Source organism: Streptomyces sp. NPDC031225 (assembly GCF_055570355.1).
The window spans coordinates 212,931-227,029 of the sequence record NZ_JBVIHJ010000008.1; the positions used below are offsets into that span (position 1 = coordinate 212,931).

Sequence of the window (14,099 nt, forward strand, 5' to 3'; positions counted from 1 at the left end):
CTCCTCAGGGGCGCGGCGCCCGCATCCGCCGCAGCGGTCCGGCGTGCAGGGGCTGGGTGCGCCAGCGCGCGGTGAACGTCCGGTCCGCGAGGGAGCACGTCACCAACAGGTGGTGGGGAGTCTCCAGGAACGCCACGTCCACGGCGAGGGTCTCCTCGTCGGTCCAGCCACCGCTCACCGCGACGGGCACGGGCTCGTCGACGACCGTCCAGCCCGCCTCCCCGGCTTTCAGCCGCAGCTCCAGCCGATCGCCGTCGTCGACCAGGGTGACGCGGCCCCCCGGCCCCACCTCGACCGCGGTCAGCGTCGGCTGGTCGCCGCAGGCACCGCCGTGGGGAGCGAGAACGGTCTCCCGGTCCTCCCCTCCCTGCGCCGGGTCCGCCTTGCCGTCGGCGGGCGGCAGCGCGAGGCGCGTCAGACGGTCGGCGAGGGCCGCGTCCGCCGCCTCGTGTCCGGGCAGCGGGTCGGCCGCGAAGGCGGGGAGCAGATGCTCCCAGGCCAGGTCCAGGACCCTCTGCATGTCCACGGTCTCCGAGGTGATCGCGAGCACCGCGTCCTGCTCGGGCAGGACCACACAGAACTGCCCGTACGCCCCGTCCCCGCGGTAACCGTGCCGGGACGTCCAGAACTGGAAGCCGTAGCCCTGCTGCCAGTCCGGCCAGCCGCCCTCCGTGGGCGCCCCGTGCGAGATCTGGACCCGTGTCGCCTCGGCCACCCATGACTCGGGCAGCAGACGCCGGCCCTCCCACATGCCGCCCCGCAGATACAGCAGTCCGAGCCGGGCGATGGCGTCGGTGGTGGCGTGCAGTCCGCTGAAACCCAGCTCACGGCCCCGCCGGTCGTGGATCCACGCCACCTCACCGATCCCGAGCGGGTCGAACAGCCGGGGCCGCAGATACTCCGTGAGCTTCTGGCCCGTGACGCGCTGGACGATCGCGGCGAGTGTGTAGGTGGCGGGCTGGTTGTAGGCGAAGACCGTGCCCGGGTCCCGCTCCGGCGGCACCAGCAGGAAGCCGCGGACGAGTTCGTCGGGATCCTGGGCGCGCGCCCGGTCCAGCGTCTCCTCCAGATGGCCACTGGCCATCGACGCCACGTGCCGTACGAGCATCGCGCGGCTGCGCGGGTCGGTGACATCGGCGTCGAACTCCGGGAAGTACGAGATCACCGGGTCGTCCAGCCGGATCAGCCCCTCGGCGACGGCGAACCCGGCGGCCGTCGCCGTGAAGCTCTTGCTGAGCGAGTAGAGGAGCTGCGGCCTCTCGGCGGCGTAGGGCGCCCACCATCCGGAGGCCACGACCTGGCCGTGGCGCAGGAGCATCAGGCTGTGCGGCTCGATCTGCGCGTCGGATTCGAGGGCGTCGAGGAAGGTCTGGATGCCGGCGGCGTCGACGCCCTGGGCTGCGGGGGTGCTCGTGGGCAGGGAACTCATGGAGGCATCCTCCCTGCTTCACCGGCCTTGATCGAGAGACCTGGGGAAGACCTGTTTTCCCCTCCTGTCACCGGGGACCCGGGCCCCATGGTGCAAATCGGATACACGATGATGACCGAGCAGGCCGGCCCGCGTGAACTCGTCGGGCATGTGGTGAAGGCCGAGGAGGCGGGCTACGACTTCTCGGTGACCTCGGACCACTACTTCCCGTGGCTGCGCTCGCAAGGACACTCGCCGTACGCGTGGAGCGTGCTCGGGGCGGCCGCGCAGGCCACCTCGCGCATTCCGCTGATGACCTATGTGACGTGTCCGAGCTTCCGCTACCACCCGGCGGTGGTGGCGCAGAAGGCGGCGACGATGCAGCTGCTGTCCGAGGGCCGGTTCCGGCTGGGGCTCGGCTCGGGCGAGAACCTCAACGAGCATGTGGTGGGCGGCGGCTGGCCGTCGGCCGACGTGCGGCACGAGATGCTGGAAGAGGCGATCGAGATCATCCGCGCGCTGTTCGACGGCGGTCACGTGAACCACCGCGGGACCCACTTCGACGTGGAGTCGGCCCGGCTGTGGGACCTGCCGGACGAGCCGCCGCAGATCGGTCTGGCCGTCTCCGGCGAGCAGTCCTGCAAGCTCGCGGGCCGGCTCGCCGACCTCGTCATCGCCACGGAGCCCAAGGCGGGTCTGCTGGAGGCGTTCGACCGGCACGGGGGCGAGGGCAAGCCGCGTGTGGGCCAACTGCCCGTCTGCTACGACCCCGACCGGGAGGCGGCCGTCAAGCGGGCGCATTCCCAGTTCCGCTGGTTCGGCGGCGGCTGGAAGGTCAACTCCGAGCTCCCGCACCCGGATGCGTTCGAGGCGGCCACGCAGTTCGTCACCCCCGACGACGTCGCGGCGTCCATCCCGTGCGGTGACGACCCGGACGACTTCGTCGAGGCCGTGCGGCCGTATGCGGAGGCGGGTTTCACCGAGGTCGCCCTGGTGCAGATCGGCGGCGACACACAGCCGGAGTTCCTGGACTGGTCGGCGAAGACGCTGCTGCCCGCGCTGCGCGACGCGCTCGGCTGAGCGGGCCGCGCTGCCCGGGCGGCACCCGGGGGTGCCATAGGCTTCCGAGCCGCACATCGTGCGGTCCCGACGAGCCTGCCCAGGAGAAGCACCCGTGACCCTAGCGATCGACCCGTCCGAGACATCGGCCGAAACGTCCGCCGAGACGTCCACCGAGGCGTCGACGGAGGCATCCGTCGAGACGCCGGTGGAGACACCGGCGGAGCCGTCCCCCGCGCCCCTGAACGACCTCGTCGCCCGCGACGCCCGCGAGTTCGGTGTCTACGCACGGACCGGCGGATGGGCCTTCGGCCTGATGGTGGCGCGCAGTGTGCGGCCCGGCGGCCAGAGCGCGGACCAGACTCCGAAGGTCTCCGCGAAGGAGTTCGCCGAGCTCGCCGGCTGCTCGCCCGAGCGCGTCATGCGCTACTACAAGGCGTGGGACCGGGCCGCCGACGACGGCATGGTCCCGCACTTCGAGGCGCTGGCGCCGGGCCAGGACGTGGAGCTGCCGGACGCGGACGTGTGGCTCGGCTACTACGTCTCCCGCAGCAGCGCCACCTCCGAGCGCGGCGCGGCGATCACCGAGGCCGCCGAGGCCGAGGGCATCCGCCCCACCAAGGCCCTGGAGGTGGCCGAGAACCCGACCGCGCTGCGTGCCGCGATCCTCGCCGACCCGTCCACCGCGCGGGCCGCGCGCAGCGCCCTCCTCGACCGGATCAAGGAGGACCCCGACCTCCAGGCCGAACTGGCCCGGGACGTCGTGCGCACGGACGACCTGAAGAAGGCCGTGGCCACCGAGAGCAGGGCGGCCGACCGGATCGGGTACGTCCGCCAGATCGCCGAGTCCGGACAGGTCAAGACCCCGGCCGGGCAGACCATCGACGCGCCCGTGGAGCTGCGTCAGGAGGCCGAGCGGCATCTGTCCCTCCTCGACGAGCTGGAGGAGGACGAGGACACCGGCGAGTGGGCGGCCGAGGCGTTCGACACGATGAAGTCCCTCGTCGTCGAGGCCGTGGAGGCCGATCCCGAACTCCGGGTCCAGGAGCGGCGGACGAAGTTCTACAGCAGCCTCCAGAAGGCCACGAGGGCGTTCGAGGAGCTGACCTTCGACGACGCGCAGGACTTCTACGAGGACGACATGCTCCAGCGCCTGGAGGAACTCCAGCAGGCCATCGCCTCGTGCCTGACCTCTTTGCGCGGCGCAAAGGGGAATCACCCGGAAGGCTGAGCATCTTGGGCTTGGGAGGGGTACTAGAGGGCTCTACATCGTGCTCCCCGGAGGCCTCCAGGTGAACTCCTTCGCCCACAAGACCGCGCACAAGACTCTCGTCGTGCAGCTCCAGACCGGCGGCACGGGTCGTTGCCCCGTGCTCGCCCACCTGGAGTACGACGCGGCGGACCCGTTCGCCGTCACCGCCGTGTTCAGCCATGACGGCCGGGTGCTGGCGCGGTGGCGGCTGGACCGGGAGATGCTCGCCGAGGGACTGACCGGTCCGGTCGGGGTCGGTGACGTGCGCCTGAGCCCCGTCTCGACAGGCGTCTGGGAGGAGCTGCGCATGGAGTTCTTCGGCGACGCCCGCTCCGACGGGGGCCGCCAGCACGCAGTGGTCTTCGCCTGGGCCCCGGCGCTGGCCTCCTTCCTCCGTGAGACCCGCGAGATCGTCCCGCCGGGCCAGGAGGAGGTCAGCGTCGACGACTTCCTGGCCTCCGTCATCGCAGGCGGCTGATACCCGCACCTGACCGGCCACTCATACACACGGGCGTTGAGTAGCCGTACTCATGTCGCGGCCGGCCCCCTGCCCGACGATGAGGACTCCTACGACGAGGAGCACCTCATGACCGCTGTGCGACGGCCCCTGCCCGTCCTGCTCGCCTGTGCCGTGGTCGTCGCGCTGGCCCTGTCCGCCTGGGGCCCGCGCGACCGCACCACCTGGTTCCTGGAGACGGTGTGGGTCCTGGTCGGGCTGCCGCTGATCGTGCTCACCTGGCGTCGCTTCCCCCTGACCGACCTGCTGTGCTGTCTCCTGGCGGCCCACGCGCTCGTGCTCATGGTGGGCGGTCACTACACCTACGCGCAGGTGCCGCTCGGTGACTGGGTGCGCGACACCTTCGGTCTCGACCGCAATCCGTACGACCGTTTCGGCCACCTCATGCAGGGCTTCGTACCGGCGGTCCTGGTACGGGAGCTGCTCAGCCGTACGTCACCGCTGCGCGGCAGTCGCTGGCTGGCACCGCTGACGGTGTGCGCGTGTCTGGCCTTCAGCGCCGTCTTCGAGATGCTGGAGTGGGCGGCCGCGGTGATCGGCGGTCAGGCGGCGGACGCCTTCCTGGCCACGCAGGGCGATGTGTGGGACACGCAGTGGGACATGTTCTGTGCGCTGATCGGCGCCACGGTCTCGGTCCTGGTCCTCTCACGCCTGCACGACCGGCAGCTGGACGCGCCGGCCCTCACTCCGTCGTGTAGCGGCGCCGGGTCCACAGCGGCAGCACGAACCAGCACAGCAGGTACCAGCCGACGACTCCCGTGACGAGCCAGGGCACCCAGTCGTCGTGGGTCGCCACCCGCAGGACCAGCAGCAGGGCGGCCGTCATCGTCGCCAGGAGCAGGACGAGGCCCACGAAGGTCAGCCGGGAGGCCCACTGAACGGCCTGCGACTTGATACGCCGGCCCGACACCAGGCGGTGCAGCGACACCGGGCCTATGAGGGCGCCGGTCGCACAGGCGCCGAGGACGACGGTCACGATGTAGATGACCTGGTCCGTGTGGGCCAGGCCGGCGTACTTCGGTGTGAACACCACGGTGAGCAGGAAGCCGAACAGGATCTGCACGCCCGTCTGCGCGACACGGACCTCCTGGATGAGTTCGCCCCACATGCGGTCCGCGCGCTCGTCCTCGGTCTCGTCGCGGCCTGTCCGTCTCACCGTCTCAACCATGCGGTCCATGTATCCGGTGACTGATCGTTCAAACAGACAGGCTCCGGAGCGGCCCTGTGGCCGCTCACGAAGCCCCGCGGGGTCACCAGCGGTTCTCGACCTGATCCTTGATCCGGCGGTCGTAGAGGTCGCGGATCGCCGAAAGGGTCTCGGCGGACAGCGGCGGCAGCTTTCCGGCGGCAGCGTTGGCGCGGGCCTGCTCGGGTGAGCGGGCGCCGGGGATGACGGTGGTGACGCCGGGCTGCTCGATGATCCAGCGCAGGGCGAGCTGGGCCGGGGTGCAGCCCTCGGGGGCGAGGGCGGAGAACTCGGCCGCGGCCTCCACGCCGGTCGTGTAGTCGACGCCGGAGAAGGTCTCGCCGACGTCGAAGGACTCGCCGTGCCGGTTGTAGGCGCGGTGGTCGTTCTCCGGGAAGACCGTGTCCTTGGTGTACTTGCCGGACAGCAGACCCGAGGCCAGCGGGACGCGGGCGATGATGCCGACGCCCGCCTCCCGGGCGGCGGGGAGCACCTCGCGCAGGGGCTTCATGCGGAAGGCGTTGAGGATGATCTGCACACTGGCCACGCCCGGCCGGGCGATCGCGGTCAGCGCCTCCTCGCAGGTCTCCACGCTCACGCCGTAGTGGGCGATGCGCTCCTCCTCGACCAGGGTGTCGAGGGCGTCGAACACCTCGTCCGTGGAGTAGACGGGCGTCGGCGGGCAGTGCAGCTGGACCAGATCGACGCGGTCCACGCCGAGGTTGCGGCGGGAACGGTCGTTCCAGGCGCGGAAGTTGTCGAGGACGTAGTTCTCCGGGATCTGGTCGACGCGGCGGCCCATCTTCGTCGCGACCAGCACATGGAGGTCGGGCCTGCTCCGCAGGAACGTGGCGATGGTCTGCTCGCTGCGTCCGTCGCCGTACACGTCGGCCGTGTCGAAGAAGGTGACCCCCGACTCGGCCGCCGCCTCCAGTACCGAGAGGGCTTCCTTGTCGTCGACGTCTCCCCAGTCGGCCCCCAGCTGCCAGGTGCCGAGTCCGACGACGGATGCGTGCTGCTGAGACCTGCCGAAAGTGCGCTCGTCCATGACGTCAGTCTGTCATTCGCCGCCGACCTGCGCGGAACCGGCCGCTCCGGGCCACGTCCGTGAATTGTTCACTCACATGGGTGACACGTATCGGCGTGGGGCATGCACGTGTCAACAGGCACCTAGCGTGACCCCGTGACTGATCGTTCCGTGAGCAACCACCCGCAGGACGACTCGTCCTGGTCCCGTCGCGGCTTCCTCATGAGTGCCGCCGCCCTGGCCACCGTACCGATTCTGCTGCCCGCCGATCCGGCGGCGGCGGCCGAGGAACTGCCCGGCTTCCCGGCCGGTGTGCCCCTCTACCGCTCCGCCTACCGCAACTGGTCGGGCGAGATCACCGCCGACGGGCTGTGGGCCTGTGCGCCGAGAGACCCGGACGAGGTGGTCGAGATCGTCAACTGGGCCTGGCGGCACGGCTGGCGGGTCCGCGCCCGGGGCTCCTCACACGGCTGGTCACCCCTGACCGTCACCGAGGGCACGGACCCGGACGCGCCCGTCCTCCTCGTCGACACCGCCGCCCACCTCACCGGGCTGTCCGTGGACTCCGCCTCGTCGGTGCGCGCCGGCACCGGCCTCACGCTGGAGGCCCTGCTCACCCGTCTGGAGGAACACGGGCTCGGAGTCACCGCCGCGCCCGCGCCCGGCGACCTCACCCTGGGCGGGGCGCTGGCGATCGACGCACACGGCACCGCAGTCCCCGCCGACGGGGAGAAGCGGCTGCCGGGGCAGACGTACGGCTCACTGAGCAATCGCATCATGGCGCTGACGGCGGTGGTGTGGGACGAGGACAGCGGGACGTACGCGCTGCGGGAGTTCAGCCGTGCCGAGGCCGACAGCGCCGCGCTGCTCACCCATCTCGGGCGTGCCTTCGTCACCGAGGTCGTGCTGAGGGTGGGTGCGGACAGCAATCTGCGGTGCGTGAGCCGCGTCGACATCCCGGCTGCCGAGCTGTTCGCCGCACCCGGCGGTGGCGGGCGGACCTTCGCGAGCTTCCTTCAGGAGGCGGGCCGCGTCGAGGCGATCTGGTTCGCCTTCACGGAGTTCCCCTGGCTGAAGGTGTGGAGCGTGGCGCCGACCAGGCCGCTGACCTCACGGCGGGTGACGTCGCCGTACAACTATCCCTTCTCCGACAACGTGCCGACCCTGGTCGCGGACCTGGCCGGGCGGATGGTGTCGGACGCGGCCTGGTATCTGGCGCCGGTGCTCGGGAACGCGCAGCTCGACGTGGCGGCGGTGGGGCTCACGGCGACGCTGTCGGCGGACATCTGGGGGCCGTCCAAGAACACGCTGCTGTATGTCAGGCCGACGACCCTGCGGGTGACCGCGAACGGGTACGCGGTGCTGACCGGCCGGGATCAAGTCCAGCGGGTGGTCGCCGAGTTCACGGACTTCTACCGGGAACGGCTGACCGCGTACGCCGCGCAGGGGCGCTTCCCGGTCAACGGGACGGTCGAGATCCGGGTGACCGGGCTCGACGATCCCGCCGAGGTGGAGGTGGCGGGTGCGCGGGCTCCGCTGCTGTCGGCGTTGCGGGCGGATCCGGCCCGTCCCGAGCGGGACACGGCGGTGTGGCTGGACATCCTGACGCTGCCGGGGACGCCGTACTCGGAGGCCTTCCTGCGGGAGATCGAGCAGTTCCTCTTCGACGGCTACGACGGGACCCGCGTCGAGTGGTCCAAGGGGTGGGCCTATACGGACGCTGCTGCCTGGGACGACGAGCAGGTGCTGGGGACGACGGTTCCCGGATCGTTCGGTGAGGCGGTGTGGGGACAGGCGGCCGGGGTGCTGGACCGGCTCGATCCGCACGGCGTGTTCAGCAACGCCTTCCTGGACCGCCTGTTCCGTTAGGGCCCTTCTGATGGATCTCCGTGGGAGAAGGAGCGGCGTTCGGTGCGTGCGCTCGGCGTGCGGTGTGGAGGGTCATGTGGCGGAGCCACCTGGCCCTTCGCGCCGTGCGGCGAGGGGGCGTGCCGGGCGTCGCGACGCCGCGGAGATCCATCAGAAGGGCCCTAAGGCGTCAAGTGGGCCTGGACCGTGGGGGCGTAGCGGTTCACCACGTCCTCCACCGCCGTCGCCCTCAGGTCGGTGGCGCGGGCGATGCCGTACATCACGCCGAGGCCCAGCAGGGTGCCCACGGCCAGTTCGGCGCGCAGCCCGGCGTCGGGGCCCGGCAGGCGCTCCGCGAGGCGTTCGACCACCTGGGTGCGGAAGTTGACGCGCAGGATGTCGCCGTGTTCGCCCTGGACCGGGGCGAAGGCGATCCGCAGCAATGGGTCGGCACCGCGTTCGATCTGGCCCGTGAGGACGTGGCGGACCATGTGGCGGCCCAGTTCGTCCAGCGGTGCGTCGAGCAGGGCGGCCGCGTCGGACTCGAAGGACATGACACGGGCGAGCAGCGCGTCCTTGTTGCCGAAGTACTTCACGATCAACGGCGGGCTGACTCCGGCGCGTTCGGCGACCGCCTTGAGGGTGATGTCGGCGTGCGGGGTGCGGGCCAGGAGGTAGCGGGCGGCCCGCAGGATGGCGGCCTTGGTCGACTCGGCGTCCCGGCGGGTGGGCGTGGCGGTGGGGGGCGTGGTGCTCACGGCACTCATGTTCCCTCCATCGCCTCGTCCCGCGCTCCCCGGGTGCTGCCCTTGGCCCGGCGGGACTTCTCGGGCGCCGAGTCGCCGGGGATGGTCAGGGCCGCCGCGCAGGCCGCGAGAGCGACCGTACCCGCCATGGCGAAGGCCAGCAGGTAGCCGTGCAGGGTGGGCACCGCGATGCCGCCGAGCGGGCTGGCGTGGTGGACGAGTACCGCCGCGACCGCCGCGCTGGAGACTGCCTGGCCGATGGTGCGCATCAGGACGTTGACGCCGTTGGCGGAGGCCGTCTGCTCGGCGGGGACGGCCCGCAGGATCAGGGTGGGCAGGGCCGAGTAGGCGAGGGTGGTGCCGGTGGCCACCACGGTGGCGCCCAGGATGATCATCCACAGGTCCCGGCTGTCCGCGATGCGTACCGCGTAGCCGCACGCGATGACGGCTGCGCCGAGGGCGAGGGTGATGCGGGGACCGCGGGACGCGGAGATGCGGGCCGAGACGGGCGAGAACAGCAGCATGGTGACACCGCCGGGCAGCAGGCACAGGCCGGTGGCCACGATCGACAGGCCGAGTCCGTACCCGGTCTCCTTCGGGGCCTGCACCAGCTGGGCCGTCACCAGGGAGTTGGCGTAGAAGGCGAAGCCGGTGAGCAGGGCGGCCACATGTGAAAGGCCCACCCGTGGCCGGGTGACGAGCCGCAGGTCGACCAGCGGCTGGGCGGTGCGCAGTTGGTGCCACCACCACAAGGCGAGGACCGCGACCGAGGTGACGAACAGCGCCAGGACCCGGGGACTGGCCCAGCCCCACTGTCCGCCCTGGGAGACTCCGAGGAGCAGGCTGATCAGTCCCACTGCCAGTCCCAGGGCCCCTGACACGTCGAAGCGGCCGGGCTGCCGCACGGGCGACTCACGGACCGCCCACGACACGGCAGCGACGCCCAGCGCGCCGAGGGCGCTGGTCAGCCAGAACATGGTGTGCCAGTCGGCGTACTGGACGACCATCGCGGCCAGCGGCAGCCCCAGGGCGGCGCCGATACCGACCGTGGAGCTCATCATCGCGACCGCCGAACCCCGGCGCTCGGGCGGCAGTTCGTCGCGCAGGATACTGATCGACAACGGCACCACGGAGGCGGCGGCACCCTGAAGGGCCCGGGCCGCGATGAGCACCGTGATGTCGGACGAGAGGGCGCACATCACCGAGCCGACCGTCATGAGGGCGAGGGCTCCGGTCAGAACCCGGCGCTTGCCGTACATGTCGCCGGCCCTGCCGAGCACCGGGGTGAGGACGGCTCCGGCCAGCAAGGTCGCCGTGACCATCCAGGACACGGCGCCCGCCGAGGAGTGCGTCAGCCGGGGCAGGTCCGGAAGCAGCGGGACGACCACGGTCTGCATGACGGCCATGAGGACGCCGCACATCGCCAGGACCGGCACGGTGAGCCGGGTCCGCAGGCTCGCTCCGCGCGGCGGGGATATGGGGCCCTGCTGGTCCATCGACGCTCCGGAAATCGTGGGTGAATGGCAATTCACTCTATCGGTGAATCGCCATTCACCCAATACCGTTTCCGAATGGCGGGACGGCGGACTGCGGCCGACCGCGGCCGACTGCTGCGGACTACTTGCGGGCGTCCGAAGCGCGGCCGTCCGAGGCCCGGGCGGACAGCTCCCGCGCATGCATGGTCCGCGCGACCTTCGGGCCGAGCCAGCGCTTGAACCTGCGCAGCGCCTCCAGCTGCCCGGCGGCCTTGTCGATCCGGTAGTACAGCTGTGGCGGGACATAGGGCAGCAGCGGTGAGTGCCGCTGCCCGAGCAGCGCGAACATCTGCTCCGGCGGGAGGTCGATGTAGCGCGTCAGATTCTCGTACCACTGGGCGCTGTAGCGGGCCGCGCTCTGGATGGAGAGCAGTTCCGACCTGCGCTGCCGCTCGTAGCGGGCGAGCGCCTGCGGCAGCGACGTGTGCTCGCGCAGGGCGTCGGCCAGGGCGATGGCGTCCTCCAGGGCGAGGGTGGTGCCGGCACCGATGGAGTAGTGGGTGGTGTGGGCCGCGTCGCCGAGGAGGACGACGTTGTCGCGCTGCCAGGTGCGGTTGGTCAGGGTGCGGAAGCTGAGCCATTGGGCGCTGCCCGAGCCGGTGGAGCGGCCGATCAGCGGGTGGCCGTCGAGGATGTCGGCGAACAGCTTCTCCAGCAGGGCCATCCCCTCGGCTTCGTCGGCCCGGTCCAGGCCGAGGCCGCTCCAGGTCTCCGGTGCGCATTCGACGACGCAGGTGCTGCGTTCGGGGCTGAAGGCGTAGCCGTAGCACCAGATCCAGCCGTGGTCGGTCTCGGCGAAGGCGAAGGTGAAGGAGTCGAAGACCTTGCTGGTGCCGAGCCAGATGTAGTGGTTGCGGCCCACTTTGGTCTCGGCGCCGAAGTGGTCGGCGTGCCGGGTGCGCAGGGCGCTGTGCACTCCGTCGCCGGCCACGACGAGGTCGGCCTCGGGGAGGTCGTCGCCGCTGATCTCGTGCTCGAACTCCAGCCGTACGCCCAGGGAGCGGGCCCGCGCGGCGAGGATCTCCAGCAGACGGTGCCGGCCGATGCCGAAGCCCTCGTCGCTGGGGCGCCGGGTGACCAGGTCCCGTACCCGGGCTTCGCCCTCGTTCCAGGTGACCGAGGCCTCCTCGACGGCGCGGGCCGACTCGGGGTCGTGTTCGTGGAGCTTGTCGAGCAGTCCGCGCCAGTAGGTGACGCCCCAGCCGTAGGTCGAACCCTCCGGGTCGCGCTCGTGGACAGTGATGTCGTGGGACGGGTCCTGCCGTTTCAGCAGGATCGAGAGATACAGGCCGGCGGGCCCGCCGCCGACGCAGGCGACCTTCACGCGCACCCCTAGGAATTACTCAGAGCGGTCAATTGGCAGCGCAGAGTAGCAGCCCGGGAGGGTGGGGCCCGCGCATCGGATCGCGTCACTTCCTGCGGGTGAGGTGGGCCACTGCCTGCACGTTCACTCGCGAAGGATCACCGGATCCGTGGTCGCCGCGAGAAGTAATTCCTCCGTCCGGGGACGGCATAGCCCTCTCTGCCGCAAGATGGCCTTCATCCAATCCCGTACGACATGTAGTCACTTGTCCGGATGAGAGCCAACCGGTCGGGGATGATTTCTCCCGCTCTCGCCGGTGCCGATAGGCGTGCGGAGTCGTCAACTCAGGAGACTCACCGCACGCCGCCACTCACCCGCCGCACCTCGGGTGTCCGCCGAGGTCTACCGGGCTGGTGCCACCACGGACACTCCGTGTCGGTCAACGGCGTGGAACTGCATCTCCAGGGCGCCCCACTGCCCGCCAACCGACCGTCCCGTACGCCCTTTTGGAGTCCGGTCGGTGGACACCTCGGTCGTGATGGCCCCGCGGACCTGCCGGCCCACACCCGTCACCGCGCCTTCGACACCGACCGAAGATCTCCTTTCGGCGGTTTGCCCCTCAGGTCGTGCGGTACCCGCGTCCGACACACCGAGAGCACGAAGGAGGGATTCATCCATGTCGCAGGTCGAGGAATCCATCGAGGTCGGCGTGCCGGTGCACACCGCCTACAACCAGTGGACGCAGTTCGAGACGTTCCCGGAGTTCATGAGCGGGGTGGAGCGCATCGAGCAGCGCAGCGACACACTCACGCACTGGGTGACCAACGTCAACGGAGTCCACAGGGAGTTCGACGCGGAGATCACCGAGCAGATCCCCGACGAGCGGGTCGCGTGGACCACGATCGCCGGCGAGGCTCAGCAGGCCGGTGCGGTCACCTTCCACCGGCTCGACGAGGACCACACCAAGGTGATGCTGCAGTTGGACTTCCACCCGGACAGCCTCACCGAGAAGGTCGGCGACAAGCTCGGGTTCGTGAAGCGGCAGACCAAGGGCGACCTGGAGCGCTTCAAGACGTTCATCGAGGAGCGCGGCCGGGAGACCGGCCAGTGGCGCGGGGCGGTCATCTGACCTGCACGGCCGCCGGACCGCTTCCGCAGCGGACTAACCGGCCTCTTCCGTACGGCACTCCGGGTGCCCCCAGCCCTGGGCGTTCTTGGCGATGGGCTCGCCCGCCGCGTAGGAGCGTCCGCACAGGCACCGGCCGGGGAACTTGGCCTTGATCGTACGGGAGGCGGAACCACCGCTCCGCTTGGGCGACTTGGCCCGGGCGGGGCGGTCGCTTTTGGGGGTGTCCGGTGACGGCGGCGGCAAGGGGGAGCCGAGGGCGCTGCTCGCGGGTTCCTGGACGATTGCCGCCTGACTGGCCGCGCGGTCGGCGAAGTCGTTGAGCCTGTCGCCGTCGACCTGGTGGGCGGGGACGTAACGGAACTCGACGGAGCGCCCGTCGAGCAGTTCGTCGATCCGGACCACGAGGTCCTGGTTGGCGACCGGCTTGCCCGCGGAGGTCTTCCAGCCGTTGCGCTTCCAGCCGGGCAGCCAGGTGGTGACGGCCTTCATCGCGTACTGCGAGTCCATCCGGATCTCCAGCGGCACATCCGGCTCGACGGCGCTCAACAGCCGCTCCAGCGCGGTGAGTTCGGCGACGTTGTTGGTGGCCTTGCCGAGCGGCCCCGCCTCCCAGCGGTCCGGCGTCTCCGTCTCGTCGGCGACGACCCAGGCCCAGGCCGCGGGTCCGGGATTTCCCTTCGAAGCCCCGTCGCACGCGGCCACCAATCGTTCACGCATGCGCCCGATCATGCCATGCGCGGACGGGCGCCCCGACCCGAACCGGGTTCACTCCGACGCGGTGACCGTGGCCGACCGTGGACGCGGCTCTGCGCCTCGTCCGGCCCGGAGGTCGGCCTTCCGCGTCGGCGAACGGCGGATGCGCGGCGCCGACGATCCCCGCGGTTCGCGTCCCGCGACGAGCGGCTGGATCAGGTGCCACCGTCGGCGGCCACGGGCAGTGGCCCTCCATCGGTCGACCACGAAGGCCGCCGGGGCGTGCCGGGCCGGCAGCGGATGCGAGTCGTCAGCGACATCCTGCTGGGCCGGACGACCGTCGAGGGGCGCCTCTTCCAGGTCCGCAGGGGCTCGACGCCCCGCTATCCGGGCGCG

At 70.9% G+C, this 14,099-nt stretch carries 13 protein-coding genes; 6 read left to right on the top strand and 7 right to left on the bottom strand.

What is annotated here, in order from left to right:
• Positions 1 to 4: 4 nt before the first annotated feature.
• Positions 5 to 1,429, bottom strand: a complete 1,425-nt coding sequence (locus tag ACZ48Z_RS16395; RefSeq protein WP_468736517.1) for a serine hydrolase domain-containing protein — start codon at positions 1,427 to 1,429, stop codon at positions 5 to 7.
• 87 nt (positions 1,430 to 1,516) lie between these two features.
• Between ACZ48Z_RS16395 and ACZ48Z_RS16400 the strand changes: the two genes are divergently transcribed.
• From ACZ48Z_RS16400 to ACZ48Z_RS16415, 4 genes are all read left to right on the top strand, one after another.
• Positions 1,517 to 2,488 (top strand): LLM class F420-dependent oxidoreductase, encoded by a 972-nt coding sequence (locus ACZ48Z_RS16400; protein ID WP_468736518.1) that lies wholly within the window; start codon positions 1,517 to 1,519, stop codon positions 2,486 to 2,488.
• A 187-nt stretch (positions 2,489 to 2,675) separates the two neighbouring features.
• Entirely contained in the window at positions 2,676 to 3,698 is a 1,023-nt protein-coding gene (locus ACZ48Z_RS16405) for a hypothetical protein (RefSeq protein ID WP_468736632.1), read from the top strand.
• A gap of 61 nt (positions 3,699 to 3,759) precedes the next feature.
• Positions 3,760 to 4,197 carry an SsgA family sporulation/cell division regulator gene (locus tag ACZ48Z_RS16410; RefSeq protein ID WP_468736633.1) on the top strand — a complete coding sequence of 146 codons (438 nt, stop codon included), beginning with the start codon at positions 3,760 to 3,762 and terminating at the stop codon, positions 4,195 to 4,197.
• A gap of 108 nt (positions 4,198 to 4,305) precedes the next feature.
• Complete coding sequence (locus tag ACZ48Z_RS16415) at positions 4,306 to 4,998, top strand: DUF2238 domain-containing protein (RefSeq protein WP_468736634.1); 693 nt, start codon at positions 4,306 to 4,308, stop codon at positions 4,996 to 4,998.
• Here ACZ48Z_RS16415 and ACZ48Z_RS16420 read toward each other — a convergent pair.
• Together ACZ48Z_RS16420 and ACZ48Z_RS16425 are read right to left on the bottom strand one after the other, a co-directional pair.
• On the bottom strand, positions 4,919 to 5,404 hold the full coding sequence (locus tag ACZ48Z_RS16420) for a DUF6328 family protein (RefSeq protein WP_468736519.1): 486 nt from the start codon (positions 5,402 to 5,404) through the stop codon (positions 4,919 to 4,921). The genes ACZ48Z_RS16415 and ACZ48Z_RS16420 overlap by 80 nt on opposite strands.
• Positions 5,405 to 5,486: 82 nt before the next feature.
• Entirely contained in the window at positions 5,487 to 6,470 is a 984-nt protein-coding gene (locus ACZ48Z_RS16425; protein WP_468736520.1) for an aldo/keto reductase, read from the bottom strand.
• Between the two features lie 201 nt (positions 6,471 to 6,671).
• On the opposite strand from ACZ48Z_RS16425, the gene ACZ48Z_RS16430 reads away from it, so the two are divergent.
• Positions 6,672 to 8,318, top strand: a complete 1,647-nt coding sequence (locus tag ACZ48Z_RS16430) for a cholesterol oxidase substrate-binding domain-containing protein (RefSeq protein ID WP_468736635.1) — start codon at positions 6,672 to 6,674, stop codon at positions 8,316 to 8,318.
• 161 nt (positions 8,319 to 8,479) lie between these two features.
• Here ACZ48Z_RS16430 and ACZ48Z_RS16435 read toward each other — a convergent pair whose 3' ends face one another.
• From ACZ48Z_RS16435 to ACZ48Z_RS16445, 3 genes are all read right to left on the bottom strand, one after another.
• Complete coding sequence (locus ACZ48Z_RS16435) at positions 8,480 to 9,064, bottom strand: TetR/AcrR family transcriptional regulator (protein WP_468736521.1); 585 nt, start codon at positions 9,062 to 9,064, stop codon at positions 8,480 to 8,482.
• A complete protein-coding gene (locus ACZ48Z_RS16440) occupies positions 9,061 to 10,539 on the bottom strand; it encodes an MFS transporter (RefSeq protein ID WP_468736522.1) in 1,479 nt (492 codons plus the stop codon). The genes ACZ48Z_RS16435 and ACZ48Z_RS16440 overlap by 4 nt, the downstream gene beginning before the upstream one ends.
• Before the next feature lie 121 nt (positions 10,540 to 10,660).
• Positions 10,661 to 11,908 (bottom strand): FAD-dependent monooxygenase, encoded by a 1,248-nt coding sequence (locus ACZ48Z_RS16445; RefSeq protein WP_468736523.1) that lies wholly within the window; start codon positions 11,906 to 11,908, stop codon positions 10,661 to 10,663.
• A gap of 649 nt (positions 11,909 to 12,557) precedes the next feature.
• Here ACZ48Z_RS16445 and ACZ48Z_RS16450 point away from each other — a divergent pair.
• Positions 12,558 to 13,010, top strand: a complete 453-nt coding sequence (locus tag ACZ48Z_RS16450) for an SRPBCC family protein (protein ID WP_468736524.1) — start codon at positions 12,558 to 12,560, stop codon at positions 13,008 to 13,010.
• A 33-nt stretch (positions 13,011 to 13,043) separates the two neighbouring features.
• Here ACZ48Z_RS16450 and ACZ48Z_RS16455 read toward each other — a convergent pair whose 3' ends face one another.
• Positions 13,044 to 13,739, bottom strand: a complete 696-nt coding sequence (locus ACZ48Z_RS16455) for a ribonuclease H family protein (protein ID WP_468736525.1) — start codon at positions 13,737 to 13,739, stop codon at positions 13,044 to 13,046.
• Positions 13,740 to 14,099 lie beyond the last annotated feature (360 nt).